Origin of the sequence: Pseudomonas sp. 18058, from assembly GCF_902706155.1 — a bacterium.
Classification (GTDB): Bacteria; Pseudomonadota; Gammaproteobacteria; order Pseudomonadales; family Pseudomonadaceae; genus Aquipseudomonas; species Aquipseudomonas rustica.
The window spans coordinates 42,836-68,361 of the sequence record NZ_CACSJY010000025.1; the positions used below are offsets into that span (position 1 = coordinate 42,836).

Here is a 25,526-nt window from a genome sequence, read left to right on the forward strand (position 1 = left end):
CGCCTTGCGCGCCCCGTCGATTGAGTAGAAGTTGTTACCTTTAGATCGCTTTCAGCGTGCCTTTTGGCAGCGTGGCGGCGATGGCGCCTTTCTGGAATTTCATTTCGACGGTGTCGGAAACTTCCAGAACCACGAAGTCATCGGCAACTTTGGTGATCTTGCCGGCGATGCCGCCAGTGGTCACAACTTCGTCGCCCTTCGCAAGGCTGCTCAGCAGGTTCTTCTGCTCTTTGGCGCGCTTGGCCTGTGGACGCCAGATCATCAGGTAGAAGATGACCAGGAAACCGACCAGGAAAATCCACTCGAAACCGCCGCCCATTGGGCCGGCAGCAGCCGGTGCAGCCGCGTCAGCCATGGCGTTAGAGATAAAAAAGCTCATTTAGCACTCCAGTTGCAAATGTTGAATCTTGGGGTCAGAAAACTCAGTCCAAAGGCGGAACCGGGAGCCCGCGTTTGGCGTAGAAGGCATCGACAAAGGCGGCCAATGTACCCTGTTGAATAGCCTCGCGCAAACCAGCCATCAGCACCTGATAATGGCGCAAGTTATGGATGGTATTGAGCATGCTTCCCAGCATTTCGCCGCACTTGTCCAGGTGATGCAGATAAGCGCGGGAGAAGTTCTGGCAGGTATAGCAATCGCAGGTCGGATCCAGCGGCGATTCATCATGGCGATGGAACGCGTTACGGATCTTCAGCACGCCGGTATCAATGAACAGATGCCCATTGCGGGCATTACGGGTTGGCATCACGCAATCGAACATGTCCACACCGCGGCGCACACCCTCAACCAGATCTTCCGGTTTGCCAACGCCCATAAGGTAACGAGGTTTGTCAGCCGGCATCATGCCCGGCAGATAATCCAATACTTTGATCATCTCGTGCTTCGGCTCGCCGACCGACAGACCGCCGATGGCCAGGCCATCAAAGCCGATCTTGTCGAGGCCTTCGAGCGAGCGCTTGCGCAGATCCTGGTGCATACCGCCCTGCACGATACCGAACAACGCTGCGGTGTTTTCACCGTGGGCATTTTTCGAGCGCTGAGCCCAACGCAACGAAAGCTCCATCGATACGCGCGCGACATCTTCGTCAGCCGGGTACGGGGTGCATTCGTCGAAAATCATCACAACGTCCGAGCCCAGATCGCGCTGAACCTGCATCGATTCTTCCGGGCCCATGAACACTTTGGCGCCGTCGACCGGAGAGGCGAAGGTCACGCCCTCCTCCTTGATCTTGCGCATCGCGCCGAGGCTGAACACCTGAAAACCGCCGGAGTCGGTGAGGATCGGGCCTTTCCACTGCATGAAATCGTGCAGGTCGCCGTGCTCCTTGATCACTTGAGTGCCAGGACGCAGCCACAGGTGGAAGGTGTTGCCCAGAATCATCTCTGCGCCCGTGGCGACGATGTCACGCGGCAACATGCCCTTGACCGTGCCGTACGTGCCCACTGGCATGAACGCCGGGGTCTCGACGGTGCCACGCGGGAAGGTCAGGCGACCACGACGGGCCTTGCCATCGGTGGCAAGGAGCTCAAAGGACATGCGACATTCGCGACTCATTCTGTTTCCTCTGGGCCGGTTTCTTTAGGGGCAGTAGGTGCGGGGTTACGCGTGATGAACATCGCATCACCGTAGCTGAAAAAGCGGTAACCGTTGTCGACGGCAGCCTTGTAGGCGGCCATGGTTTCGGGGTAACCGGCAAATGCCGAAACCAGCATCAACAGCGTGGATTCCGGCAAATGGAAATTGGTCACCAGGGCATCGACCACATGGAAGGGCCGGCCCGGGAAGATAAAGATATCGGTGTCGCCGCTGAACGGCTTGAGCACGCCATCGCGCGCAGCACTTTCCAGCGAACGCACGCTGGTGGTGCCGACAGCAATCACCCGACCACCACGCGCACGGCACGCAGCCACTGCATCAACCACGTCCTGGCCGACTTCCAGCCACTCGGTGTGCATGTGGTGATCTTCAAGCTTCTCGACGCGAACAGGCTGGAAGGTACCGGCGCCCACGTGCAGCGTGACGAACGTAGTCTCGACGCCTTTCGCCGCAATCGCCTCCATCAGCGACTGATCGAAATGCAGCCCGGCCGTCGGCGCCGCCACCGCACCCAGACGCTCGGCGTACACGGTCTGATAACGCTCGCGATCCGAACCTTCGTCCGGACGGTCTATATAAGGAGGCAGCGGCATGTGCCCGACGCGGTCGAGTAGCGGCAACACTTCTTCAGCGAAGGCCAGCTCGAACAACGCGTCGTGACGCGCGATCATTTCAGCTTCGCCACCACCGTCGATGAGGATCTTCGAACCCGGCTTCGGCGACTTGCTGGAGCGCACATGGGCCAGCACGCGGTGCGTATCGAGCACGCGTTCGACGAGGATTTCCAGCTTGCCGCCGGACGCTTTCTGCCCGAACAGCCGCGCCGGAATCACCCGGGTATTGTTGAACACCATCAAATCGCCCGGGCGCAAATGCTCAAGCAAATCAGTGAATTGACGGTGTGCGAGGGCGCCGCTCGGCCCATCAAGGGTCAGCAGGCGACTACCGCGACGCTCGGCCAAAGGGTGGCGAGCGATCAGCGAATCAGGGAGCTCGAAAGTAAAGTCAGCAACACGCATGATGGGGTTCGTCTAGCAGGGCCGGAAAGTTTAGCGGAAATATCGAAAATAGACCATGAAACGTGATTGACCAACGGTAATCTCATCTCTATACTTCGCCGCCATTGAGCCCTGATGGCGGAATTGGTAGACGCGGCGGATTCAAAATCCGTTTTCGAAAGGAGTGGGAGTTCGAGTCTCCCTCGGGGCACCAAACACATGTTTTAAGCTGTCTCTGACAGTCTACGAAACAACCTGCAAAGCCCGCCTAGTGCGGGTTTTGTTGTTTCTGGCTGTATCTCTTCATTTAGCTTTATACCTTCCCTCCGTGTATCCCACCTTGTATCCTCGGGAAAACCCATAACTTTGGGATACATATCATGAGACGCTCCGAGATCAAACGCCGCCCGCTGGCTGACACAGTGCTGAACAGCCTTGAGCCAGACGCACAGGAATATCGAGAACTACATGAACGTGGGCTTTATTTTCGGGTGAAGCCGAACGGCGGCAAGTCGTGGCAGCTCCGCTACAAGAATGCGGCACGCAAGTGGTCATGGATGGGGTTAGGCAGTTATCCCGAAGTGAGCGCCAAGCGCGCTGGAGAGGAAGCGGACAAGCTGAGGAAACTAATCAGCAACGGAATTGACCCACAGGAACAAAAGCTCACCGCTAAGGCTGCCACTGTCGCTGCCAAAACCCGGACATTCCGCGTAGCGGCTGAGGGCTGGCTCAAGGCCAAGGTCGATACAGGGCTGGCCGACTCAACCCTGTATAAGATCCGCACCTATCTGGAGAAGGACATCCTCCCTGCTCTGGGTGACATGCAGCTGGATGAAATCACCCGCACCGACTGCGCCGCCCTCCAGGCATCACTCGAAGCGCGCAACGCTCATAATGTTGCCGAGAAGTGTCGCGCTTGGATAAATCAGATATTTGGCCGGGCCATCGCCCTAGGGCTGACGGAGAACGATCCGGCCAGCAGGCTGCGCGATATTGCTGCACCCGCCCCCAAGACTCAGCAACATCCGCACTTGCTGGAGCCCGAACTGCCAGAGTTCATCCGGGCATTGAAAACTACCACCAGCCGACTCCCGGCCAAGACCGCCGCGTGGCTTTGCATCTGGACGGCATCCCGGCCCGGAATGGTGCGGCTGGCGGAATGGGTGGAAATAGACTTTGAAGCCGCCACTTGGACGACACCCGCCGCCAAGATGAAGATGCGTCGGAATCATGTGGCCCCCCTGCCTAAACAGGCTATCGATGCCCTTTTCGAACTGCGCAGGGTTACAGGCCGTAGCCGCTGGCTGTTCCCCGGTGTTGGGCCGAAAAACCCGACGATCAGTGAAAATACCATCAACAAGGTGTTCGCGGGCATTGGGTATAAAGGACGCTTGGTCGGGCATGGCACCCGCCACACTGCAAGCACCCTACTGCGCGAAAACGGCTGGCAGAAAGACCACATCGAAGCGCAGTTGGCCCACAAGGAAGAGGGAATATCCGGCATCTACAACAAAGCCCAGTATCTGGAACAGCGCACGACCATGATGCAATGGTATGCCGACCACTTGGACACACTGGCCGCCCCTAACGTAGTGGACTTTAAACGCGCATAGCTGTTTTTACTGGTCGGAAGAAGGCAAACACTCACGCCCCTGACTGTTGAGTTACCTAGGATAGAAACGCCTCTGGAGGCAAGGATTGGAAAAGCTATTTCGAGCGTTCAAATGGTTGGATTTCGACCAATTCGCGAGTTACCTGTCGCACCTAACAGACACCCCTATCGACACTGATGCACTGTACCAACTGGTCGAGGACGGGGCGCTTCCAGTCTGGTGCGACATGTCCGTTTGCGCAACGGTACTAGCTGAAGACTTCTGCACATACGTCTCTCTCCCGCCTGGACGCTATCAAAAAATCTCAAGATACGAATACGGGGTCATTTACTTTCAATCTCCAGCCGGGGATGAGTTGATTCTTACAAAGGCGGACGACCTTGAGAGCAGCCCCGTAGAGCATCATGTCTTGAGGTTGCGGACTGCCGACGTTGAGACGCTCGCCGCCATGATGAATGGAACGGAGGAGCAGCCATACACTGTCGAGTTAAATCAGCTTCGCCAGCAACTTGAGAACGAGCGTGCCGCCAGAGCGGCAGCAGAACTGAGAGCCGAACAAGCGGAAGCCGAACCAAAAACCTCCCATTATCTGGCAATCGGTGGCTTACTCGAATTAGTGTTGGACAAAGACCGCCCTCGGTATCAACAAGGTACAGCCGCCCAAGCCATCGCAGATAACGGATGGCGCGCTGCCAGTGTCAGCAGCCTTACCAAACTCTTTGCCGAAGCAAATAGCGCGGTGAAAGACGCCCGCAAAGAAACGCAAGCCAAGATGGAAGCCGTGCAAGCCGCAACTGCTAACGGCCACGGCCGTTCCTGACCTTTTTTGCAATTGCAAAACATTGATTTGCAATTGCGATGACCACCTATAGATCAATCTGCATCCTGCTTCCCAGCCAGACCAATATACATAAACAAAGGGAAGCAGCTATGAACACCACTCTGCCAATCAAGGGCGCCAACCGCAGCCATGGCGGCGGCGTATGTGCGCATGTCCACAGAGCACCAGCAGTATTCGACAGAAAATCAGCTCGATACGATCCGCTTACCATTAGTTCGTCGCACTCTTAAGCAGCTGCACTACAGGCAGATGCGATCTCATGAAGCGCCATCGGAGCCGATGTCCGATAAGCTCACAAGACTCTAGATCAATGATGCCTATCTCTGACGATCGCTTTTTGAGAAAGACCAGCAAGGAATAGCGAATGAGACTTTCAAGAAGCATAAAGCGTGCAGCGATCCCACGGGCGGGCTATGACTATCAGGACCTTGCAGGGATAGAGATTCTCATCCGCCACTATCGCGACCCCGACCTCTATGACTGGGTAATGTTAGAAGCGGACGAGTCGGCATATCGTGCCCTCGACGATGTCGTCGCTGCGCGCAAGGATGGCTCATTTGAGCTCATCCAAGTAAAGTTCACCGTGGACTCAGAACGCTATGAACTCGATTGGCCATGGCTCCTAGACAAATCCGGCAATGGCACGTCTCTCCTGGCGAAGTGGAGTGCGTCACTAGCCCGTGTTAACGAAATGGGTCCTGTTCACAGCGCGGGACTAAAGACCAATCGCCCACCCTCCGCTACCTTCTCGAAATGCCTGAAGGGAACGCTAATCGACTTCGATCTGATCCCAGAGGATATACGCGATTCGGTTGTTGCCGAATGCGGCGGCACGGAAGCTACTAAAGCATTTCTTCAGACGTTCGACTTTGTCGGCGGAACGCTAGATCTTGTCGAGTTTGAGAGCTCACTTCGTGATCAGCTCATTCCGTCAGACACGGACATGCTGGGTTGGCTGGTACTACAAAGCTGTGTTCGCCGATGGGCTACGTTCAAGAACCAGCCGGAGCCTGATGGGCGAATACATCGTGACCACGTCTTGCATATCATCACAAAGAAGCGTCCACAGCCGATACGTCAGGACTTCGTGGTACCTGAGGGTTATGCGCCGCCCAGCGGGCAGTTCGACGAAATTTTTCGAGCGCGTATCGCTGATGATGAGAAACCTGTCACCATCCTGTGGGGAACGCCGGGTCGTGGAAAAAGTACCTATCTCAGCTTTCTTACAAAAGAGCTGCAGCAGGAAGGTGCGGCTATAACTCGCCATCATTACTTTCTAGCATCAGAAGACTCTGCCACAAACCGAACGTCTTTTATCGAGATTTCGACATCACTAATGGCGCAGCTCTATGCACATCACCCGGAAGCAATGGTGGGCGCAACAGACGACTTCGGCCAGTTACGGGCAGCCATAGCGACGGCTGCCGAGAATCTCAAGGCAAAGAATAAGCGCCTTTATATCGTTGTAGATGGACTGGATCACGTCTGGCGAGATATCGGCCACGTGCAGCAACTCGACCGTTTATTCAACGAGCTTCTTCCACTACCACCGAATGTCAGCCTAATCGTCGGTACGCAAAGAGTAGCTGACGACCAGCTACCACGGCGGCTCCTCATAACGGCTAAGGAAACCGATTGGATTGAAATTCCGCCGATGGATGAGGTGGCAGTCCATCGCTGGGTGATGCAGCAGGATAAAGCCCGTCCTTTAATTCTTCGTTTCGCTTCTGAGCCCGAGCAACGCGCTGAGATGATGGACAAGGTGGCCGGCGCTTTTTTCAGGATCAGTCAGGGTCATCCGCTTCATTTGATTTATGCCTATCAAAGTCTCATTCATGCTGGCTCACCGATATCAGCAGAAGAGATCGAGGTTTTGCCCCACTGCCCTGCCGGCGACATCCGAGACTACTATCAGGGTCTTTGGGTCCGGCTCGGAGCAAGCGCAAAGAATGCTTTGCACATGCTGGCGGGATCGGACTTTTTTTGGCCTGGCATAGGTATCCGTCAGGTGCTCGGCGGATACAGTGAGATTGAATTTCTTCTAGAACCGCGAAACGTTGGCCTAGTGCCATTTCATGCAAGCATCTTCGCATGGGTGCGGGAAAGGCATGATCATTCAGAAAGCTATGCGGGCCTCCTTCCGAGGATCATTGACTGGCTAGCAAATCATGCACCCGAATACTGGCGATGGGGCTGGCTCTGGCTCGCCCGCGCGCACGGTGGTGATTATATTGATCTGCTTGCCGGAACAACTCGTGACTGGGTCGTTGAGTCACTGGGAAAGGGCTGGCCGGACCAGCAAATCGTGAACATTCTCCAGGCAGCGGAGAGAAAAACCTTCGTGGACGGTGACTACCCGCGGACAGTGGCCATCCGTAGTCTAAAGACACGTGTCTCAAATGCTAGGAAATTTCAGTCACGCGATTTTGCAGCCTACCGCGCAACAGCCCTTGCGATCTCGCACAACCGTCTGCAGACACTTAATCTCCTTGATGAGATCCATGCACTTGATGACGATGAAATTTTAGAGCTTGCGCGAAAAGGCCCCGAAGAAGCGTCCAGTGAGATCGTCCCGGTATGCTTTCACGAGCTTGCTCGGAGAGTGAATGCCTGGATTCGTCTGCGTCATCGCCCAGACCAAGAATTCTCCAAGCTTTCGGATCAACTACTATTCGTCGCTAGCCTGATGGATGTGGAAACAGTCAGGCGCACACTTGTATATGCCCGCCGTTTTGCTGAGCCGGAGCCAAATGTATCTCTCCTGATCAAGTTACTATCAGACGCACAAAACATTGAGGGGCTCCAGTTCGTACGTAAGACGCTACGAGGTATTAAATGGGCAATTCAGCGTCGCTTGATCGATGATAGCCTGATACGGATAAGCGGCTTCCTAGGAGCGGATGCAAGCGCACTGGTTCAATCAGATGTCGAAGCTGTATCTCCATTTGCCGCCTGCTGGTTTGTGTGGCATGACCGTACATCGAAGCCAGCAGTGCATTCGCAACCGGCACCGGCCAGCCTTATTCGAGAACGCTATTCGCTCACCGGTAATGCGGATGTCGAAGAGTTCTATATTGATTCATTCTGGGCGGTGTTGCACACCGGATTAATAGCTGGTGATGAGGCCTACGACATAATTCATCCGGGGCTGGATGGCGGCAATTCGAGCTGGTTGCTGGAAGGACTCGATACACTAGTAGATATCGCACTTCACATCGCAAGTGGTCAGTTGCCGCCCAGCTTCTCAGCTGTCTTTACCGCCTCTGGCGACCTTGCACCAGTATTATGGGGATCGTCTCCCGAACGGGAATATGCACAGTATCGAGCTTTCAGGAACGCGTTGTATTCGATCGCTATTGATCTTCATTTCCTGGCCATTTCCGACCTTACGCTCACAACGATACCTTCAGCGGAACTTGCCAAAGCAAGAAAATCCCCCCATTGGCTTGATGATCCATGGGTGAGCCGCAACGTAGAGCATCGGATGCCAATTCTCGACACAGAGGGCGCGGCATTACTACTCGATGAAAAGGCGAAGCAGCTTCTCACGACCGTCACCGAATTCAGTGAGCGCGGAGAGCAATGGACGATGCTTGCAGATATGGCGAGGCTGTATGGCTCTGATCGCAAGCATGAATTTATAAAGCATGCGGCTGAATGCCTCGTAAGTTACGGATATCACAAAGATCTCCACGCAATGGAGGTCTTGGAGTCTGTGCAGGATCTAGCTGAATACGATTTGGAGGCTACACAGCACCGCTTACAGACACTGGCCCCAATCCTCGACAAAATCAGCGAGTTCACGGACGGAGACGAAACCCGTCATGTGCGCTCTACGTTCATACAGGTTGTGGCAAAGCTGGCACCTGACCGACTGCCATCCCTTTATGAACACCACATTTCAGCTGATGAGCACTCATATGCAGATGAATGTCTTATCCAGTTCGGTAAGATCGCCGACCTGGACACACCGGAAGGCGCTGCGCTAGCGCGAACATTCGTTGATGATAGAACGCTGCAGATTCTTGAAGATAGGGCACAGGAAGAACCAATAGCACAGGAGCTACTTGCATTACAAAATGCATTCCTCGGAAGGCACTCGCGCGAATTCGGAAAGCTAGAAGCCTCGGAAGAAGAGCTTTCGGTTAGTGAGCGAGAAGCGGAAAAGGTCGAGCCGACGTCTTTCGGAGCGGCGGATTTTGCGAAGGTGGTCGATGCAGCGACTCAAATTCACTATCGCCGCCGCGAATATTTCATGCTCGCTTGGCTCCACTACTGGAAGAACCAAAAGCAGGGTAAGAAAGCACTGGCCTCAATACATAGCTATATTGAGGCCAACGAAAGAACCTTTAATGTTGAGGAGATACTCGACGAAACCTTCCTGGTGAGCCTTGAAGTTGAAGGTAAGGATGCCGCTTACGACTGGCTCGTACGAGCTCACATACACCGACACGGTTGGCAAACATACTGGACCTCTGAAGAGCAAATCATGGAGCGCCTTCAAACTGCCGCGCGCTACTACTCCGATCGTTGGGAGGAATACATACGGGACACATCTCTCCCGGCCCCTTTCTATCGCCGCCGCGACGGAAGTTTTATCATCGGCTACAAGTATCTAGTCCGTTTTCTTATGCTGGTGGGTCAGACAGAGAAAGCCGATGGCATCGTGAAATCGTTTATTGAAACGCTTATCGATGAGGTCCGTGAGCAGCCTCTTCCGGAGGCTATATGGTTCAGCTAGCGAACTCCGCGCCAATCGCGCTCAAATTCCTCTTTAAGCGTCTTAAATGGCCAGTGCCTATGGTGCGCTGGCGCGCCGCCAAGGAAATTCGCAACCTGCTCAATACTGACGTTACTCGCCAAGCTGCAACTGAACAGCTACTCGCCAGCCTAGAAGGCTGCTTATGCGAGTCTGAAGTCTGCGCTCTTCTGTCCATCATCTTTATGACTTCAGTTGTAGCTAGGCCTCCTCAGGCAGCGGTAATTGAAAAAATCAAACATCCGTCTCTCCTAAGTGACATGCTACTTGAGCGCACCTACGGCAAAGGTATGGGTGGGTGGATTCATCCGTATGCGGGAGAGGCTCCATGGGATTTCGAATCAGGCACCTATTTCGAGACGCACTGCACTGCCCATGTGCCCCCAATCCTCAAATCAAACCTCAGACGACTTGAGCGGACAAGCGGTGCACCGCTACTACAGCAATGGGCTTTCGAGTGGAAAACACTGTGCGACCATCTCGGAACTCGCTTAACTCAGTATCCCCATTATTTCGGCGATACCATGGAAACGCGCTCCGGCATCATGGGGCAGTTCTGGCAGTGTATGCGGGAAGTGTATGTGTCGGCCTACCTGCGGACGCTAGCACATGCCGTAAGCGAATGGGGACTGCCGCAGCGTATTGCCGAAGGCTACTGCCTAGACATAGTCGACGGCGTTGCTGGCATGTTCGAAATCGAGCCTGGTGCGCGACCAACGTGGTTATCTGATATACCGGAGCGTTTTTGCGCACCAGACGCAGACTTTGGTGCCATTGCACGGGAGCTCGTCGAAGCGTCGCAGAAGGATGGAATGGTAGCTGTTTCCATCGATACACCAATCTCAGCTTCCGTGCAAAGGTTCGCACGCCTTCAGATAACAACTCATCTCATTACTGCGGATTACGAGATTCCGGAGGGCGAATACCTTTACGAGAAAATGCAGTTGTTCGTCATTGAGCGCACCTTTGACTTAAGAGGCGCGCCACCTAGCATCACGTTAGATGAGGTGAGCAGCGTCGGGTCGAAAGGTGGTGATGAGGCTGCCGTATGTAGTTGCCTTTTTCCTATTCCTTTTGGAGGTTGGCAGGGACATATATTTGGTCTCGGGCTTGCGATCCCTGCACCTTATGTGATCACTAACACGGAGATCAGTTGCACGGCCGAGGGCATCAATATGATGTCGCGCGATCAAGAAATTTTATCCACAACCAGAGTCTGGAACGATGGCTGGGTTCCCACCCATCCCAAGAGCAGTTCTACGCGCTGTGGCTTCGTGACAATGTTGGATGTCTCTTGCCTGGAACAGGCGACGATACGTCTTGATCGGCAGCTGGCACTGTTTGTAAGGCTGCGGACTTGGGATCGCGAAGAAGAGTACGGGGAATATGAAGAAATGGAGCGAAACCAACTCATCGTTCTGTAATCGTCATGAACTTGGCTATTCGGTGTATTCGAGACGATCTCTGAGATCGGTACGTCAGTAAGACAGTGCTTGGGAATAATTTCGAAATTTAATCTCTTCTTTCGAGCTTCGCAGCAGCACGGAACGTGGCTCGCCTGCTACTTGTCAATTCGTTGGCACGGGCATCTCCCGCTTATACCTGTCAGGTTGTCGAAGCGGGGTATCTGACAGGTAGAGGGGAACGGCCAGTTAGGCTAATGCTGTGTTCTGATTTATTCACTGGTGAGGCTTGTCTGCGGTGGCTTGGCAGGCGTTCAAGGTGTTGCGGGGAGAAAGGGACGGTTATGGCATGGATGTTCAACCAAACGAGAAGCTGTGACCAAATCGCCTTGCATTACCCAGAAACGAAAAAGGCCCACCTTCCGGTGAGCCTAAGTCGTTGTTTCGTATGGTGCCGGCACCAGGAGTCGAACCCTTGGCCTACTGATTACAAGTCAGGCGTTACAGAAGCGGCAGGATCGAAGGTTATGCTATGTTGCGAAGCGGATTTTTTGCTCACGTGAATTAGTGCCTGCGGACAGACCGACCGTCCGTCAGACTGCACACTACCCGCATCGCGGCTGGATAGGACATAATCACAGTACGGCTGCTACTCCACTGAAAGAGCGCAGCAGCGGGCACCGTGTATCCCAGCGTGTATCCCTGACTGTATAATCGAGCTGCAAGCCACGTAATATATGGAACCCGACAGTCTCCCTCGGGCACCAAAATTAAGAAAGGTCTTGCTTAGCAAGGCCTTTTTTTTCGCCTGCAATAAAGCCCTGCCCCCGTAGGAGCTGCCGCAGGCTGCGATCTTTTGACCTTCAGCTTCTCGACCGACGAAAACCCCAAGGATCATCACCATGGAAACGTCACTGGAAACAGTCGCCCTGTTCTCCCTGAAACTCGCGTACGAGGAAGAAGGCCTGAGCCCGATCCTGCGCGATGACATGGTCATGGGTGACTACCAGCGGGATATTTTCGAGTTGTTGGTGAAACGTGGCGATGTCGAGACTATTCAATTGAAGATGAATGAGTGCCTCGGCCTGGCGCTGGATGCATTGGGCGGTGTCGAGAAACCGTTGGGGCGCGAGTTGCACAAGTTGTCAGCCGATCTCAGGCAGGCGCAGTCGCTGGAGCAGCTTGATCCGCCGCTCCTCGCGCTGAAGGGTTATCTCAAAGACATTCTTTAGAACAGGTACTGGGAGATGTACTTCGAAATCTCGACCATCGAGGTCTTCCCGGTGAATTCGAATTTCACTTTCCCCAGCGACGAAAAGTAAATCTCCAGCTCCGAGTCCAGATCGAACGTTCCCGACGTTTCCACGGAATACGCGACGATGTTTTTATACGGCAGCGACGTGAAGTCTTTCTTGCTGCCGGTGATGCCTTGAACGTTGACGGCGATGATGCGTTTGTTGGTAAACACCACGCCATCGCGCATCGACTTGTACGAGTCGATGACCTCTTCCCCATCGAGCAATAGTTCGGTCACGCGTTGCGCGTACTCATCGTTTTGCTTGAGCTTGAAGAAGCCTTTGTTGTTGAAGTCGATCATCTGTCCATCCTTCTGTTCGAGTAAACATCCTGGTAATGCTTCGTATCAGTGACGCACTTCTAGTACAAAAAATATCGTCCGGAAAGCCTTTACCAGGATGACCAGCGTGGCGCGACGCTACTATTTTGCTATCTTGCCGTCCACTGTCGGTTGGGGCATCGAGCGCTTCGACCCGCGCTGATTTCAGGAGAGAAAGACGATGGATGTGGTGGTGTTCTTTGTGGTTTGGCCAGCGATGTGGGTGTGGGTGGTCAAAGTTCGTGGGACTTGGAATCTGTTGCTTGCCAATGTGTTGGGCGCTATCAGTGGGCTGATCGTTGGCCTGACCAGTGCGCAACTGTGTGCAGGACTGTTCGGTTCAGCGCGGCCACCGGTGCCTGGCGTTATCGGCACCCTGATGGAAATGATGGCGACTGCCGGTGCGCTCATCGGTGTATGGATGTGGGTCGCGCGCCGCTCGCAAGTTGAACCTCCAATCGCTCGTCAGCTTTTGGCTGCCCTCTGCGGCACTGCGGCGGGCATCACTACACTGGCGTTTTTCGCCCTGACGTAGCGTTCGTTTGAGCAGTTGGTGAATGTGTTCGTGGCGCCAGACGTCGATTTTGATATCTTGCCGTCCATCAACAGCGCGCTGTCTCAACACGCGCTGCTTCAAGCTTTTTGCAGGTTAAGGAAAGGATCGAATGGAGTTTCTGCGTTTTCTGGCGTTCATCGCCGCCTGGGGTTTCATGTGGCGCTGGGTAGTGAAGAACCGCGGCAGCTGGAATCTGTTCTACGGCAATATCGTCGGCGCAGCGGGCGGTTTCATTGTCGGGTTGGTGGTGCTGTCGATCACGCTGTCGCTGCTGCCATCCAGGCACAGCGCTGAACAGGCGCCGGTCGAAAACACCGTCGCGCAGAACGTCGAGCCGACTTCTTTACTGCCTGAGTCCGAATCAGCGGCGGCACCTGCTCCGCTCGAAAACGCGCCGAACTTCGCCGCCATCGAACCGGACAACACGCCATCGCCGCCGGATTCTGCGCTGCTGCCGAACTACGCCAGCCGCGCGCCGACGTCGATCTCGGAAAAAACCGTACTGGATCAAAGTGACGAACAAGGACGCAAAGCCCTGACCGCCCTGAGCAAAAAACTCGGGCATGACGCTGACAGCGACAAGTCGATGCTCGCCTATGTCATGTGCAGTCCGCTGGTGACCAGCACGTTGCGCTTCCCGGCTTCGGCGCGTTTTGCCGACAGCAAGGCGATCACCACCCAGCGCTTCAAGAATCAGGTGTACACCTTCAGCAACAGCGTCACCGCGCGCAACATGAACGGCGACGATGTCACCTACCGTTTCGACTGCTCGGTGCAAGAACAGGCGTCGTCCGGTGAATGGCAGTTGTTGGCGCTGAAGCTACAGAAAACCAACTCTTAAGCCTCACTTAAGGGTTCAAGGCGCCGGCTGCGCTATCATCGCCGACCTGTGCGCCTTGAGCTTTGTCCCCGGATGTCCGCAACCCTTGATGACCTGACCCCGCTGCCACCTGTGTTGGCCGGCCCGCTGCTGCGACGGCTGGAACCGACTCGGCTGGTGTTGTGGCTGGTCGGCACGCGCCAACTGTCTCTGACCTTGCGCCTGCAAGGTGTAGGAGAGATTCCTCTCGATGCGGCGAAATGCACCGTCATTCCCGTAGGCCGCCAGGCGTTTGTTCATCTCATCGATGTCACCCTGGAAAGCGCCCTGCCCTGCGACACCCTCGTCGACTACGACCTGCTGATTGACGACACCCATGGCATCGCCGATTGGGCGCCGCATCTGTTGTATGGCAACGCAACAAGTCCGAACCTTATTGTGCGTTCGCGGATCGATCAGTTGCTGCATGGCTCCTGCCGCAAACCGCATCACCCGGCGGCGGATGGTTTGCTCTGCGTCGACGAGCTTCTGGCCAGCGAGACAGACCCGCAACAACGCCCGGCGCTGTTGATGATGAGCGGCGATCAGGTCTACGCCGATGACGTCGCCGGGCCGATGCTGCGCGCGATTCATGCATTGATTACACGTCTTGGCCTGTTCGACGAGCACCTCGAAGGCGCCGTGGTCAGCGACAGTGCCAAGCTCTACGAACACCCGGCGAGTTACTACCACCGTGCGGATTTGTTACCGGCGCTGGAGAGCAACGAGACTTTGCGTGAGCGATTTTTCGGCGGCGCACGTAAGCCGATTTTCACCAGCAGTAGCGCTGACAATCATCTGGTGACGTTCGCCGAAGTCATGGCGATGTACTTGCTGGTGTGGTCGCCAACCGCGTGGACACTGGTTGATCCGCAAGCGCCAGCACTCACGCCCGAACGTCTCAAACGATACACGCTCGAACAAACGCGGATCGATGCCTTCACACTAGGCCTGGGCAACGTCGCCCGGGCGCTCGCGCATCTGCCGAGCCTGATGATTTTCGACGATCACGACATCACCGATGACTGGAATCTGTCCGCGCAATGGGAGGAAACGGCCTACGGTCATCCGTTCTCCAAACGCATCATCGGCAACGCTTTGATCGCCTATATGTTGTGCCAAGGCTGGGGCAATAACCCGGACGCCTTCAAGGATCTGCTGAAGCAAACTCAAGGTTTGAGCGCCAGCGGCGACGATCAATACCTCGACAGCCCGGTGCAGGACGCGCTGATCGATGACTTGCTGCGCTTTCAGCACTGGCATTTCGTGTTGCCGAGCAGTCCCGCGCTGGTAGTCATCGACACCCGCACCCGACGCTGGCGCAGCGAGATGGCGCTCAAGCAACCGTCGGGACTTCTCGATTGGGAGGCCTTGAGCGAACTGCAACAAGAGCTGCTCGATCACCCGTCGGCGATCATCGTTTCACCGGCGCCGATCTTCGGCGTCAAGCTGATCGAAACCGTGCAAAAGGTCTTCAGTTGGTGCGGTTTTCCGCTGCTGGTCGACGCGGAAAACTGGATGGCCCATCGCGGCGCGGCACAGGTGATCCTGAACATTTTCCGACACTCACGTACACCCGGTAACTACGTGGTGCTGTCCGGCGACGTGCATTATTCCTTCGTCTACGAAGTCCTTATCCGACACCGCAAGGCCGGCCCACGGATCTGGCAGATCACCAGCAGCGGGATCAAGAACGAGTTTCCGCCGACCTTGCTGGAATGGTTCGACCGCCTCAACCGCTGGCTCTACTCCCCGCGTTCACCGCTGAACTGGTTCACCAAACGCCGGCTGATGCGCATCGTGCCGTACACACCTGAACATGCAGAGGCAGGGGAACGCTTGTGGAATTCGGCGGGAATCGGCCAGGTGTTTTTCAACGAACAGGGGCAGCCGCGAGAGATTTTTCAGCACAACTCGAACGGAAAGGTGAAGACGCGGATGCTGGCGCCGGATTTGGCGGATTATCCGGACTGAGGCCCGACGCTTTTCCTACAGTGAGATTGTTAGAGGACGACATCGCGAAGGGGTTTCGCTGTAGGGGACGCCGGATAAGGATTACAACCTTCTCAGAAACGTCTCCAATGCTCTTGAGTGATACTGGATGTGCTCGCAGACAGTCCTTCTGTGAAACAACCACTGATAGGTATCGCCTTGTCATCATGTACTCATTTCTGTACGTTCTTTGCATCCAGCGAGGACGACTACATGCAAACCATCAACTACACCACCGCCCGCGCCCATCTGGCCGAAACGATGGATCGCGTCAATGAAGACCGAGCGCCACTGCTGGTAACCCGCCAAAAAGGCGAGCCTGTCGTAATGATGTCTCTCGCCGAGTACAACGCGCTCGAAGAGACAGCCTACTTGCTGCGCTCACCAGCCAACGCCGAGCGGTTGATCAAATCGATTGGCGAAATGCGCGCCGGAAAAGCCAAAGTCAGGCAATTGATCGAAGAATGAAAATCGAGTTCACGCCGACAGGCTGGGAAGACTATTTATGGTTTCAGCAGAACGATAAGGCCGGACTTAAACGTATCAATCTGTTGATCAAGGCAATCCATCGACAACCGTTTGAAGGTTTGGGTAAACCCGAGCCGCTCAAACACAACTTGAGCGGCTTGTGGTCACGACGCATAACTGCCGAGCACCGTTTGATCTATAGGGTCGAGGACGGTGAGATTTGCGTCATCCACTGCAGATACCACTACTGAACAATCCGCCCAATCCCCCTGACAATCATCTCCACCTCCCGCTCATCAATCGTCAGCGGTGGCAGCAGCCGTATCGTCTTGCCACGCGTGACGTTGATCAGCAAGCCATGATCTCGCGCCGCAATCAGCGTCAGATCACGCACCGGTTGCTTCAACTCGATACCAATCATCAAACCCAATCCACGAATCGCCAGCACATTGGGATTGTCCGCCAGCTCTGCACGCAGCCGCGTCAGCAAGCGCTCACCCTGCAGCCGCGCGTTCTCCAGCAAGCCCTGCTCTTCGATGATATCCAGCACCGTGCAACCCACCCGGCAGGCCAGCGGATTACCACCGAACGTGCTGCCATGACTGCCCGGCGTGAACAAATCCGCCGGCCTGCCCCGTGCCAGACACGCGCCGATCGGCACGCCATTGCCCAGTCCTTTCGCCAGCGTCATGACATCCGGAACGATGCCTTCGTGCTGGAACGCAAACCAGCGCCCGGTGCGACCAATGCCAGTCTGGATTTCATCGAGCATCAGCAACCACGCCTGACGATTGCACATTTCACGCAGCGCTTTCAGGTAACCGGGCGGTGCCAGTTGTACGCCGCTCTCGCCCTGAATCGGCTCGACCAGAATCGCAACGATGCGCTCGCCGTGCTTCTGCCGCACGTGCTCCAACGCGTCGAGATCGCCGAACGGTACTTTGACGAAATCCCCCGGCAGGTCATTGAAACCCAAGCGCACCGCCGGGCCATCGCTGGCAGATAACGTACCAAGCGTGCGGCCATGAAAGGCGTTGGCCATCACCACCACCAACGGCTGTTCGATGCCTTTGCGCCAGCCATAAAGGCGCGCCAGTTTCAGCGCGGTTTCATTGGCTTCGGCGCCGGAGTTGTTGAAGAACGCGCGCTGCATTCCGGACAACTCAGTCAACCGCTTTGCCAGTTGTTGCTGCCAGTCGATGCTGTAGAGATTGGAGGTGTGCAGCAGCAAGCCCGCCTGCTCGCTGATCGCCGCAACAATCCGTGGATGCGAGTGACCGACATTGGTCACGGCCACCCCGGCAACCGCGTCCAGATACTCGCGCCCCGCCTGATCCCACAGTCGGGTGCCCAGGCCCTTGATAAAACTCAGGGCAAGCGGTTGGTAAGTGTTCATCAGGGCGGCGGTCATGACTTCAAACTCCAGTGCAGGTCGGTGTGATGGGAGTATGGTTAGCCACCTGAACTGGATAAACTCGGCAAAACTTCGATCATTTATAAGCAGGACTTGATAATGGATTTATTCCAGTCGATGAGCGTTTACATCAAAGTTGTCGAAGCCGGGAGCATGACGGCGGCCGCGTTGCAGTGCTATATGTCGACGACAATGGTCGGCAATCACCTGCGCGCACTGGAGCAACGGCTCGGCGTGCAACTGCTGCAACGCACGACCCGCCGTCAACGGCTGACCGAGTTTGGCAGCGTTTATTATCAGCGTTGCCTGGAAGTGCTGGGACTGGTCGCCGACTCCGAAGCCCTGGCCGAACAAGCCCTCGATCAACCGCGTGGCATGTTGCGCATCACCGCGCCGCTGACTTTTGGTGTCGAACGTCTGGCGCCAGCGCTCAGCGAGTATTCGCTGCTGTACCCACAAGTAAAACTCGATGTGGTGCTGACCAATGGCCGCCCGGACTTGCTGGAAAGCGGTCTCGACGTGGCTTTTCGACTGGGCAATTTCGAAGAGTCGAACCTGATCGCCCGGCCCTTGATCGATTACACCCTGACCGTGTGCGCATCCCCGCAATACGTGGCGCGACGCGGCATGCCGAAAACGCCTGAAGAGTTGCAGCAGCACGACTGCCTGTCGTTCGCCTACCCGGCCGGCGATGACTGGCAATCAGTGGAAAAACGCTGGCGCCTCAGCGGCCCTGACGGGGAAATCATGGTCGACGTCAGCGGGCCGATGCTGATCAACAGCTCCGCCGGTCTGCATCAGGCCGCGCGCAACGGCATGGGCATCGTCATGCTGCCGGATGCGCTGGTCGAGCAGGATCTGCGTGAAGGCAAACTGGTCAAGGTCATCCCTGATTACCACGCACCGAGCAGGCCGATGCATTTGCTGTACGCGCAGGATCGCTATCGACTGCCGAAGCTGCGGCGGTTCGTTGAATTTGCCATGCGCATGTGGGGGAAATCCTGACTCCGCGCGTGCTTCAACTACGCTCGAAACAACGACGAACAAGGACGTAATCTGAAATGGAAAACACACTGAACGTGCGCGATTTGCATCCCGGCGAAATTGAATCAGTGCGGCTGTTTCTGCAACAGCATGGCTGGGGACATCGCGTCGGCTCACCTGAGCATTTTGCCCAACTGATCCATAACTCACAGCGAACGGCAGTCGCACTGAAAGATGCGCAAATCATCGGTTTCGCCCGGGGCATCACCGACGGTTTATCCAACGGATACCTGTCGATGGTGGTGGTCGATGAGCAACATCAGCGTGGAGGTGTCGGCCGAGCACTCGTCGAGCATGTGATGGGCAACAACCCCAACATCACTTGGGTGCTGCGTGCCGGGCGTGAGGGCGCGGAGGCGTTCTTTTCCCGGCTGAATTTTCATGTTTCGGAAATAACCATGGAGCGCTTACGTTCAACAGAGTAAATGTCGCCAACACTCGTAAGAAGTTTCACTTCATCGCTGCGAAATTCCGCCAAACACGGGTGTTTTGAATGCTTACTCCGAATTCAATGTAGGAAACTTCACCAAGCACATTTACCCCCTATCAATTAATTCGTGTCTCCCTACAATCAGCCGCCTCCCGCACCACACTGAAATACATCCGAGGCGGTTTGATGATCTTCAATTCTACAAAATTCATACTGATATTTTTACCGACCGTATTCTTTGTTTACTTCACCCTGAATCGATTGCGGTTCATCACTGCGGGAAAGGCATGGTTAGTCGTCGCGAGCCTGATATTTTATGGTTATTGGAGCGTTGCTTTCATACCCCTGCTTTTACTCTCCATAACCGTCAATTACCTCATTGGGCATCGACTGGCGTCTCATCAGCGCCCGTCGAAAACGATACTTGTTGTAGGCATCAGCCTGAATCTGATCCTTTTAGCCTACTTCAAATACACAAATTTTTTTATCGACAACATCAACACCTTTACTTCCACCAACCTGTTCATCGAACAAATCGCACTGCCGCTCGGAATCAGTTTCTATACCTTCACGCAGATTGCATTTCTTGTGGACTGCTATCGAAAACTGGCTAAAGAACTCAGCTTCATTAACTACGCACTCTTCGTGACTTTTTTCCCCCACTTGATCGCTGGCCCGATACTTCATCACAAAGAAATGATGGGACAATTCCAGTCCCGCTGGACACTGGTAGTTCGCTCAAGAAATGTCTGGATGGGTTTGTTCGTCTTCAGTATCGGGCTCTTCAAGAAAGTCATGATCGCTGACACCTTTGCGGTCTGGGCGAATGCCGGTTTCGCCAGTGGCGTTGAGCACGACTTCTACAGCGCTTGGTCGACCAGCCTCTCCTACACCTTCCAGCTCTATTTTGATTTCAGCGGATATTGCGACATGGCCATCGGCGCCGCATTGCTGTTCAACATCTGGCTGCCGTTAAACTTTAACTCCCCTTACAAATCACTCGACATTCAAGAGTTTTGGCGACGCTGGCATATCACGCTCAGCCGATACCTTCGCGACTATTTATATATTCCTCTGGGTGGCAATCGCTGCGGTTCAAGTCGACTGTATGTAAATTTGATACTTACCTTTATCCTCGGTGGACTCTGGCACGGCGCAAGTTGGCTTTTCATTATTTGGGGAGCGCTACATGGCGGTGCGATCGTTGTTCACCGTATATGGAGACAGGCGGGATTTAGCCTACCCAAATGGGCGGCGTGGCTCTCGACTTTTTTATTCGTGAATACCACATGGGTGTTCTTCAGGGCGCACACACTAGAAGACGCCGTTGGCATTCTGGCTGGAATGGTTAACATCAACTCAATCCAAGAAATATCAATCCGCAACTCACCTACTTCAAGTTTTGCGTGGGGAGGCGTGTTTTCGGATCGACTTCTGGAGCTACTGTCTCCAGGTCTGGCTGTAAATTTGGCGCCGATCACGATGATCGGGGTTGCTCTGTTTATTATCAGTCAGCGGAACGCCCATGAGCTCACGCTACAACCGAATGGCGCCATCAAAAAATCCCTATTCATGTGCACCCTGTTTAGCCTCGCGCTGTACTCAATCCTCCAGAGTAAAAGTTCGACGTTCCTGTATTTCAACTTCTGACAGCAGCCCATGAAAAGACCACTCTATCTCTCGTTTGCACTGACAGCCGCACTGCTTCTCATCGTGCCGTTGATCAACCTGATGCAACTCCCTTTGGCCCATCAAGGGGTCAAATGGTGGAAGCAGAAATTCCTCTACAACATGGACTTCGCTCACCAAATCATCAGCGAGGCTATTTATCCTCTGGGCCTGTCTATTGATCCTGGTCGCGTGATTATCGGCAAAGAAGACTGGCTCTATCTGGGCGATCATTTTGAACAATCAATTTCCTCAAAACGCACCGCCGCTACAGCGCATGACGTAAAGACTTTCAGCAAAATAGCCGAATCAGCAGACGCGTGGGGCAAATGGCTGAAGCTGAAGGGCGTCACTGAATTCCGAATCCTGATCGGTCCGGATAAAGACTCTGTTTATCCGGAATACCTTCCTGACTGGGCTTCGCATTCACCAACCCGCCCCACTCATGATCTGATGCCCGATAGGCGAGCAGGTATTTACATCGACCCGACAGCGGCCCTGAGAAAAGCCAAAGACGATGCCCTCGAACCCTTGTATTACAGAACCGACACGCACTGGAACGCGCTTGGGGCGTGGATCGCATTCAATGAGTTGCGTAAATCGATGGCGAGCACTCAGCCATCCCTGCTCTGGCCCAAGAGCAATGAAAAAATCATCGCGTCCACTTTTGAACGCCCCGGAGGGGATCTTGCGAATTTCTTGAGGATCCAGAACACACTTTCCGATAAGGAATTGATATTGAATCTCCATAAAGAGTACGAGCTGCCGGTGGAGCAATATGACTTCAATTCCGGAGCACTGACTCTCTCCGGACTGAACATCGGCGTAGCACCCTCCATGACGCCCATTCAGATCAAATCACCCAAAGCTTTGAATAAAACCAAAGTACTTTGGTTGAGAGATTCGTTCGGCTCTGCGATGTCTCCCCTGATCGCCGCTACATTCTCCGATGTTGTGCAAATGCACTTTCTGGCACTCGAACCACAATCGTTGGGCGATCTCGTTGAACGCTATCGCCCGGACATCGTGATTATCACCAGCGTCGAACGTGACACACGTAACGCCTTTTTCCAGTCATTGCCTCCTGAATGAGGCGCGCAGGCAACCCTCATAGGTTCAGGATCACTCCTTCACCAACACCGGTTTTTCCTGATAACGCTCCGCAAACATTTGCTTCAAATTCGCCACTTTCGGCATGTCGTTGATCGCGATGTACGGATAGCTCGGATGCTCGGTCAGGAAGCCCTGGTGATAGTCCTCTGCCGGGTAAAAACCGTTGTAGCTTTCCAGTTTGGTGACGATCGGTTTGCTGAAGGCATGGGCCGCATCGAGTTGCGTGATGTAGGCCTGTGCGACCTTCTGCTGATCGGCATTGATCGGGAACAGCGCCGAGCGATATTGCGTGCCGCTGTCCGGGCCTTGCCGGTTGAGTTCGGTCGGGTTGTGGGCCACCGAGAAGTAGATCTGCAACAGGTCGCCGTAGCTGACCTGCGTCGGATCGAAGGTGACTTGCACCGATTCCGCGTGGCCGGTATCGCCGCCGCTGACTCGCTCGTATTCAGCGGTGTTGGCCGCGCCACCGGCGTATCCCGAAACGGCTTTCTGCACGCCTTTGACGTGTTGAAAAACACCCTGCACGCCCCAGAAACAACCGCCCGCAAACACGGCGGTTTCGCTGTGGGCCTGGGTGACTTCATCAAGTGTGGGTGGCGGGATGGCCACAGCGTCTTCGCCGCCAAAGGAGAACGCTGAGACCTGGCCGATCACGCCGACGACCGCAACGGCCAGCAACATACGACGCCATGTGAATTGGGTTTTCATGTCTGTCACTCCTGATCAACCGAAGGTAAACGCGTAGGCGGAAACACCGGGGTCGAGAAATTCGATGCTGAAGGTTCGATCCTTCACGCCGCCGGACTGCCGCACTAATTGATACAAGCGCTGTTCGGTGACTTGGCCAGAGCCATCGGGAGAAACATCGACGCCATGCGCATCGCCCGGGGCCTGACCATCAATCGACACTTTGAAGCGCACCGGTTTGCCATCTGCGCCCGGCCCGAGCACCAGATGCAGGTCGCGGGCGTGGAAGCGGTAAACGATGCGGCTGGCCGTGGCACCGGCGGTGGCGCGTTCGGCGCCGACGTTCCATTGGCCGCCGAGGCCCCAGTCATTAAGGGCCAGATTGGCCGGTGGGACATAGGCGGAAACTTTGTTGGGCACCAGGCTAGTTTCGGGCACGAAATGTTCTGCGCGCTGGTAGCCCAAGTAGGTTTCCGGCGATTGCACTTCGTTCATGTCCGGGGCCAGTTGCACGCCCTTGGCGTCAGCATTGATCAAGCCATCGGCGACGGATTTCGAACCGGCTTCACGCAACAGTTGTTGAATGACGCGTTCCGATTCGGCGTAGTCCCCTTCACCAAAGTGGTGGTAACGAATGCGTCCCTGGGCGTCGGCAAAGTAATGCGCCGGCCAGTATTGATTGTTGAAAGCGCGCCAGATCTTGTAGTCGTTATCGATGGCCACCGGGTAATTGATGCCCAATTCCTTCATGGCCTTGGTGACGTTTCCTACATCGCGTTCGAAAGCGAATTCCGGCGCGTGTACACCGATCACCACCAGGCCCTGATCGCGATATTTTTCGGCCCAGGCTTTGACGTAAGGCAGGGTGCGCAAACAGTTGATGCAGGAGTACGTCCAGAAATCCACCAGCACGACTTTGCCCTTCAACGCTTGCGCATCCAGCGGCGGCGAGTTGAGCCATTGCACGGCGCCGTCGAGCGGCGGCAACTGGCCTTCGACCGGCAATGTGCCCGGTGCTTTCGCAGCCATTTTCATCGCGCTGCCGGCGGCCATCATGCTGCCGTTCGCCAACTCATCTGCCGGCGGAATCTGCGCCATCATCGTGCCGTTCGCCTCAGGTTTTTTTGCTGAAAGCTTGCCAACCAATGCTTGCTCGAGCCCTCCGGTAGACGCGGTCGATATCCGCGCAAGAATGCCAGTATCAAGACCCAAAGCGATCGCTGCCACCCCGGCCAACATCAACGCGCCGAGGCCACGACGAATCCACTCGCCGGTACCAATCGAACGCTTCATGAAGGCGAAAACCTTACCGCCCAGCAACAGCGCTGCGGCCAATGAGGTCGCGGCACCCGCCGCGTAAGCGAGCAACAACAGCGTGGTGGCGATGCTTGCCCCTTGCAGCGCGGCACCGGTCAGAATCAAGCCGAGGATTGGCCCCGCGCAAGGCGCCCAGAGCAGCCCCGTGGCGACCCCGATCAGAAACGAAGCGCCGGGACGCGGGCGATTGTCCTGCCCGGCGGCTTGCGACAGACGACTGCCGGCCGACACCAGCGGCCGGGTCAGGCGCTCGGCCACACGTGGCAGCAGCAGTGTCAGTCCGAACAGCGCAACGAACAGCAACGCGAGCCAGCGCCCGTACTGATTGACTTGCACCACCCAACCGCCGCCCACCGCCGCCAACGAGGCGACGAGCGCGAAGGTCAGCGCCATCCCCGCCAGCAGCGGCAAGCCACTCTTGATAAACGGCTGCCCGGTGCGAGCGAAGACAAAAGGCAGAACCGGCAGGATGCAAGGGCTGACGATCGTCAGCACACCACCGAGATAAGCGAGAACCAAGAGCCACATAGATTTGTCCTGTGTGAGGTGAAGATCGCCCGCGCTTCATGGCTTAAGCCGCCACGGTTTTGAAGGTCATGGCCAGGCCATTCATGCAATAACGCAGACCGGTGGGTTTCGGGCCGTCATCGAAAACATGCCCCAAGTGACCGCCGCAACGCCGGCAGTGAACCTCTTCGCGCGACATGCCGAACGATCGATCCTGGCGCACCGCCACCGCACGCTCCAATGGCGCCCAGAAGCTCGGCCAACCGGTGCGGCTGTCGAATTTGGTCGCGGAGGAAAACAGCGCCAGATCACAACCGGCGCAGGCAAAAGTGCCGACCCGATGCTCGTTGTTCAGCGGGCTGGTGTAGGCGCGTTCGGTGCCCTCTTCGCGCAGGATCTGGTATTGCTCGTCGCTCAGGATCGAATGCCATTCACTGTCGCTGTGCGTCACTACAAACATTTCATCTGCCTGCGCTGCGCTGACCACTGCAGCGCTGGTCGACAATTTTGGCAATACACCCGCGACCAGGGCTGCAACCCCTAGCCCGCCGCCCGCTAACAGAATCTGTCGCCGTGAAAACATGGCTGCCTCCGAAAATTCCAAGTGCTCTTCATGGAACACAGCCTAGGCTTGGATTGATCGC

22 protein-coding genes and 1 tRNA gene are annotated in these 25,526 nt (G+C 55.5%); 15 read left to right on the forward strand and 8 right to left on the reverse strand.

Translation table 11 applies throughout. The annotated features are described in order from the left end of the window. Positions 1 to 40: 40 nt before the first annotated feature. Genes yajC through queA form a run of 3 tightly spaced genes read right to left on the reverse strand, consistent with a single transcriptional unit; the run spans position 41 to position 2,617 of the window. Positions 41 to 379 (reverse strand): preprotein translocase subunit YajC, encoded by a 339-nt coding sequence (yajC, locus tag GVL50_RS15310; RefSeq protein WP_003227923.1) that lies wholly within the window; start codon positions 377 to 379, stop codon positions 41 to 43. A gap of 43 nt (positions 380 to 422) precedes the next feature. Beyond that, on the reverse strand, positions 423 to 1,538 hold the full coding sequence (tgt, locus tag GVL50_RS15315) for a tRNA guanosine(34) transglycosylase Tgt (protein ID WP_164979451.1): 1,116 nt from the start codon (positions 1,536 to 1,538) through the stop codon (positions 423 to 425). A 14-nt stretch (positions 1,539 to 1,552) separates the two neighbouring features. Continuing rightward, the gene (gene queA, locus GVL50_RS15320) at positions 1,553 to 2,617 is read right to left on the reverse strand and encodes a tRNA preQ1(34) S-adenosylmethionine ribosyltransferase-isomerase QueA (protein ID WP_053123547.1); all 1,065 of its coding nucleotides are present in this window, start codon (positions 2,615 to 2,617) and stop codon (positions 1,553 to 1,555) included. A 108-nt stretch (positions 2,618 to 2,725) separates the two neighbouring features. Between queA and GVL50_RS15325 the strand changes: the two genes are divergently transcribed. The 6 genes from GVL50_RS15325 to GVL50_RS15350 all read left to right on the forward strand — a co-directional run bounded on the left by GVL50_RS15325 (position 2,726) and on the right by GVL50_RS15350 (position 12,444). Next, positions 2,726 to 2,810: transfer RNA gene (locus GVL50_RS15325), tRNA-Leu, on the forward strand. Between the two features lie 166 nt (positions 2,811 to 2,976). Then, on the forward strand, positions 2,977 to 4,209 hold the full coding sequence (locus GVL50_RS15330; protein ID WP_159813972.1) for an integrase arm-type DNA-binding domain-containing protein: 1,233 nt from the start codon (positions 2,977 to 2,979) through the stop codon (positions 4,207 to 4,209). A gap of 85 nt (positions 4,210 to 4,294) precedes the next feature. Then, positions 4,295 to 5,029 (forward strand): hypothetical protein, encoded by a 735-nt coding sequence (locus tag GVL50_RS15335; protein WP_159813974.1) that lies wholly within the window; start codon positions 4,295 to 4,297, stop codon positions 5,027 to 5,029. A 385-nt stretch (positions 5,030 to 5,414) separates the two neighbouring features. After that, positions 5,415 to 9,791, forward strand: coding sequence for an NACHT domain-containing protein (locus tag GVL50_RS15340; RefSeq protein ID WP_159813976.1), 4,377 nt, complete (start codon positions 5,415 to 5,417; stop codon positions 9,789 to 9,791). Then, positions 9,779 to 11,233 carry a hypothetical protein gene (locus GVL50_RS15345; protein WP_159813978.1) on the forward strand — a complete coding sequence of 485 codons (1,455 nt, stop codon included), beginning with the start codon at positions 9,779 to 9,781 and terminating at the stop codon, positions 11,231 to 11,233. The genes GVL50_RS15340 and GVL50_RS15345 overlap by 13 nt, the downstream gene beginning before the upstream one ends. 881 nt (positions 11,234 to 12,114) lie before the next feature. Then, positions 12,115 to 12,444: a hypothetical protein gene (locus GVL50_RS15350; protein WP_159813980.1), complete on the forward strand. Its 330-nt coding sequence runs from the start codon at positions 12,115 to 12,117 to the stop codon at positions 12,442 to 12,444. Here the strand turns inward: GVL50_RS15350 and GVL50_RS15355 are convergent. Beyond that, positions 12,441 to 12,809 (reverse strand): PH domain-containing protein, encoded by a 369-nt coding sequence (locus GVL50_RS15355; RefSeq protein WP_159813982.1) that lies wholly within the window; start codon positions 12,807 to 12,809, stop codon positions 12,441 to 12,443. The genes GVL50_RS15350 and GVL50_RS15355 overlap by 4 nt on opposite strands. A gap of 199 nt (positions 12,810 to 13,008) precedes the next feature. Here GVL50_RS15355 and GVL50_RS15360 point away from each other — a divergent pair, with 199 nt between their 5' ends. The 5 genes from GVL50_RS15360 to GVL50_RS15380 all read left to right on the forward strand — a co-directional run bounded on the left by GVL50_RS15360 (position 13,009) and on the right by GVL50_RS15380 (position 16,953). Continuing rightward, entirely contained in the window at positions 13,009 to 13,362 is a 354-nt protein-coding gene (locus tag GVL50_RS15360) for a hypothetical protein (RefSeq protein WP_159813984.1), read from the forward strand. A gap of 130 nt (positions 13,363 to 13,492) precedes the next feature. Further along, positions 13,493 to 14,224, forward strand: a complete 732-nt coding sequence (locus GVL50_RS15365) for a hypothetical protein (RefSeq protein WP_159813986.1) — start codon at positions 13,493 to 13,495, stop codon at positions 14,222 to 14,224. Between the two features lie 72 nt (positions 14,225 to 14,296). Continuing rightward, complete coding sequence (locus tag GVL50_RS15370; RefSeq protein WP_159813987.1) at positions 14,297 to 16,216, forward strand: alkaline phosphatase D family protein; 1,920 nt, start codon at positions 14,297 to 14,299, stop codon at positions 16,214 to 16,216. 231 nt (positions 16,217 to 16,447) lie between these two features. Next, positions 16,448 to 16,702, forward strand: a complete 255-nt coding sequence (locus GVL50_RS15375; RefSeq protein WP_086791676.1) for a type II toxin-antitoxin system prevent-host-death family antitoxin — start codon at positions 16,448 to 16,450, stop codon at positions 16,700 to 16,702. After that, positions 16,699 to 16,953, forward strand: a complete 255-nt coding sequence (locus tag GVL50_RS15380) for a Txe/YoeB family addiction module toxin (protein WP_159813989.1) — start codon at positions 16,699 to 16,701, stop codon at positions 16,951 to 16,953. The genes GVL50_RS15375 and GVL50_RS15380 overlap by 4 nt, the downstream gene beginning before the upstream one ends. Here GVL50_RS15380 and GVL50_RS15385 read toward each other — a convergent pair. After that, positions 16,947 to 18,113: an aspartate aminotransferase family protein gene (locus GVL50_RS15385; RefSeq protein WP_159813991.1), complete on the reverse strand. Its 1,167-nt coding sequence runs from the start codon at positions 18,111 to 18,113 to the stop codon at positions 16,947 to 16,949. The genes GVL50_RS15380 and GVL50_RS15385 overlap by 7 nt on opposite strands. Positions 18,114 to 18,215: 102 nt before the next feature. On the opposite strand from GVL50_RS15385, the gene GVL50_RS15390 reads away from it, so the two are divergent. From GVL50_RS15390 to GVL50_RS15405, 4 genes are all read left to right on the forward strand, one after another. Then, positions 18,216 to 19,121, forward strand: a complete 906-nt coding sequence (locus tag GVL50_RS15390; RefSeq protein WP_159813993.1) for a LysR family transcriptional regulator — start codon at positions 18,216 to 18,218, stop codon at positions 19,119 to 19,121. 56 nt (positions 19,122 to 19,177) lie between these two features. Next, the gene (locus GVL50_RS15395) at positions 19,178 to 19,585 is read left to right on the forward strand and encodes a GNAT family N-acetyltransferase (RefSeq protein WP_159813995.1); all 408 of its coding nucleotides are present in this window, start codon (positions 19,178 to 19,180) and stop codon (positions 19,583 to 19,585) included. A 191-nt stretch (positions 19,586 to 19,776) separates the two neighbouring features. After that, positions 19,777 to 21,240 carry an MBOAT family protein gene (locus GVL50_RS15400; RefSeq protein WP_159813997.1) on the forward strand — a complete coding sequence of 488 codons (1,464 nt, stop codon included), beginning with the start codon at positions 19,777 to 19,779 and terminating at the stop codon, positions 21,238 to 21,240. 9 nt (positions 21,241 to 21,249) lie between these two features. Continuing rightward, positions 21,250 to 22,350, forward strand: coding sequence for a hypothetical protein (locus GVL50_RS15405; RefSeq protein WP_159813999.1), 1,101 nt, complete (start codon positions 21,250 to 21,252; stop codon positions 22,348 to 22,350). A 30-nt stretch (positions 22,351 to 22,380) separates the two neighbouring features. Here the strand turns inward: GVL50_RS15405 and msrA are convergent, their stop codons facing one another. The 3 genes from msrA to msrB are packed head-to-tail and all read right to left on the reverse strand — an operon-like array spanning position 22,381 to position 25,465. Then, positions 22,381 to 23,079 (reverse strand): peptide-methionine (S)-S-oxide reductase MsrA, encoded by a 699-nt coding sequence (gene msrA, locus GVL50_RS15410; protein ID WP_159814001.1) that lies wholly within the window; start codon positions 23,077 to 23,079, stop codon positions 22,381 to 22,383. A 15-nt stretch (positions 23,080 to 23,094) separates the two neighbouring features. Beyond that, entirely contained in the window at positions 23,095 to 24,903 is a 1,809-nt protein-coding gene (locus GVL50_RS15415; RefSeq protein WP_159814003.1) for a cytochrome c biogenesis protein DipZ, read from the reverse strand. Between the two features lie 43 nt (positions 24,904 to 24,946). Continuing rightward, positions 24,947 to 25,465, reverse strand: a complete 519-nt coding sequence (gene msrB / locus GVL50_RS15420) for a peptide-methionine (R)-S-oxide reductase MsrB (protein WP_159814005.1) — start codon at positions 25,463 to 25,465, stop codon at positions 24,947 to 24,949. Positions 25,466 to 25,526: the final 61 nt, after the last annotated feature.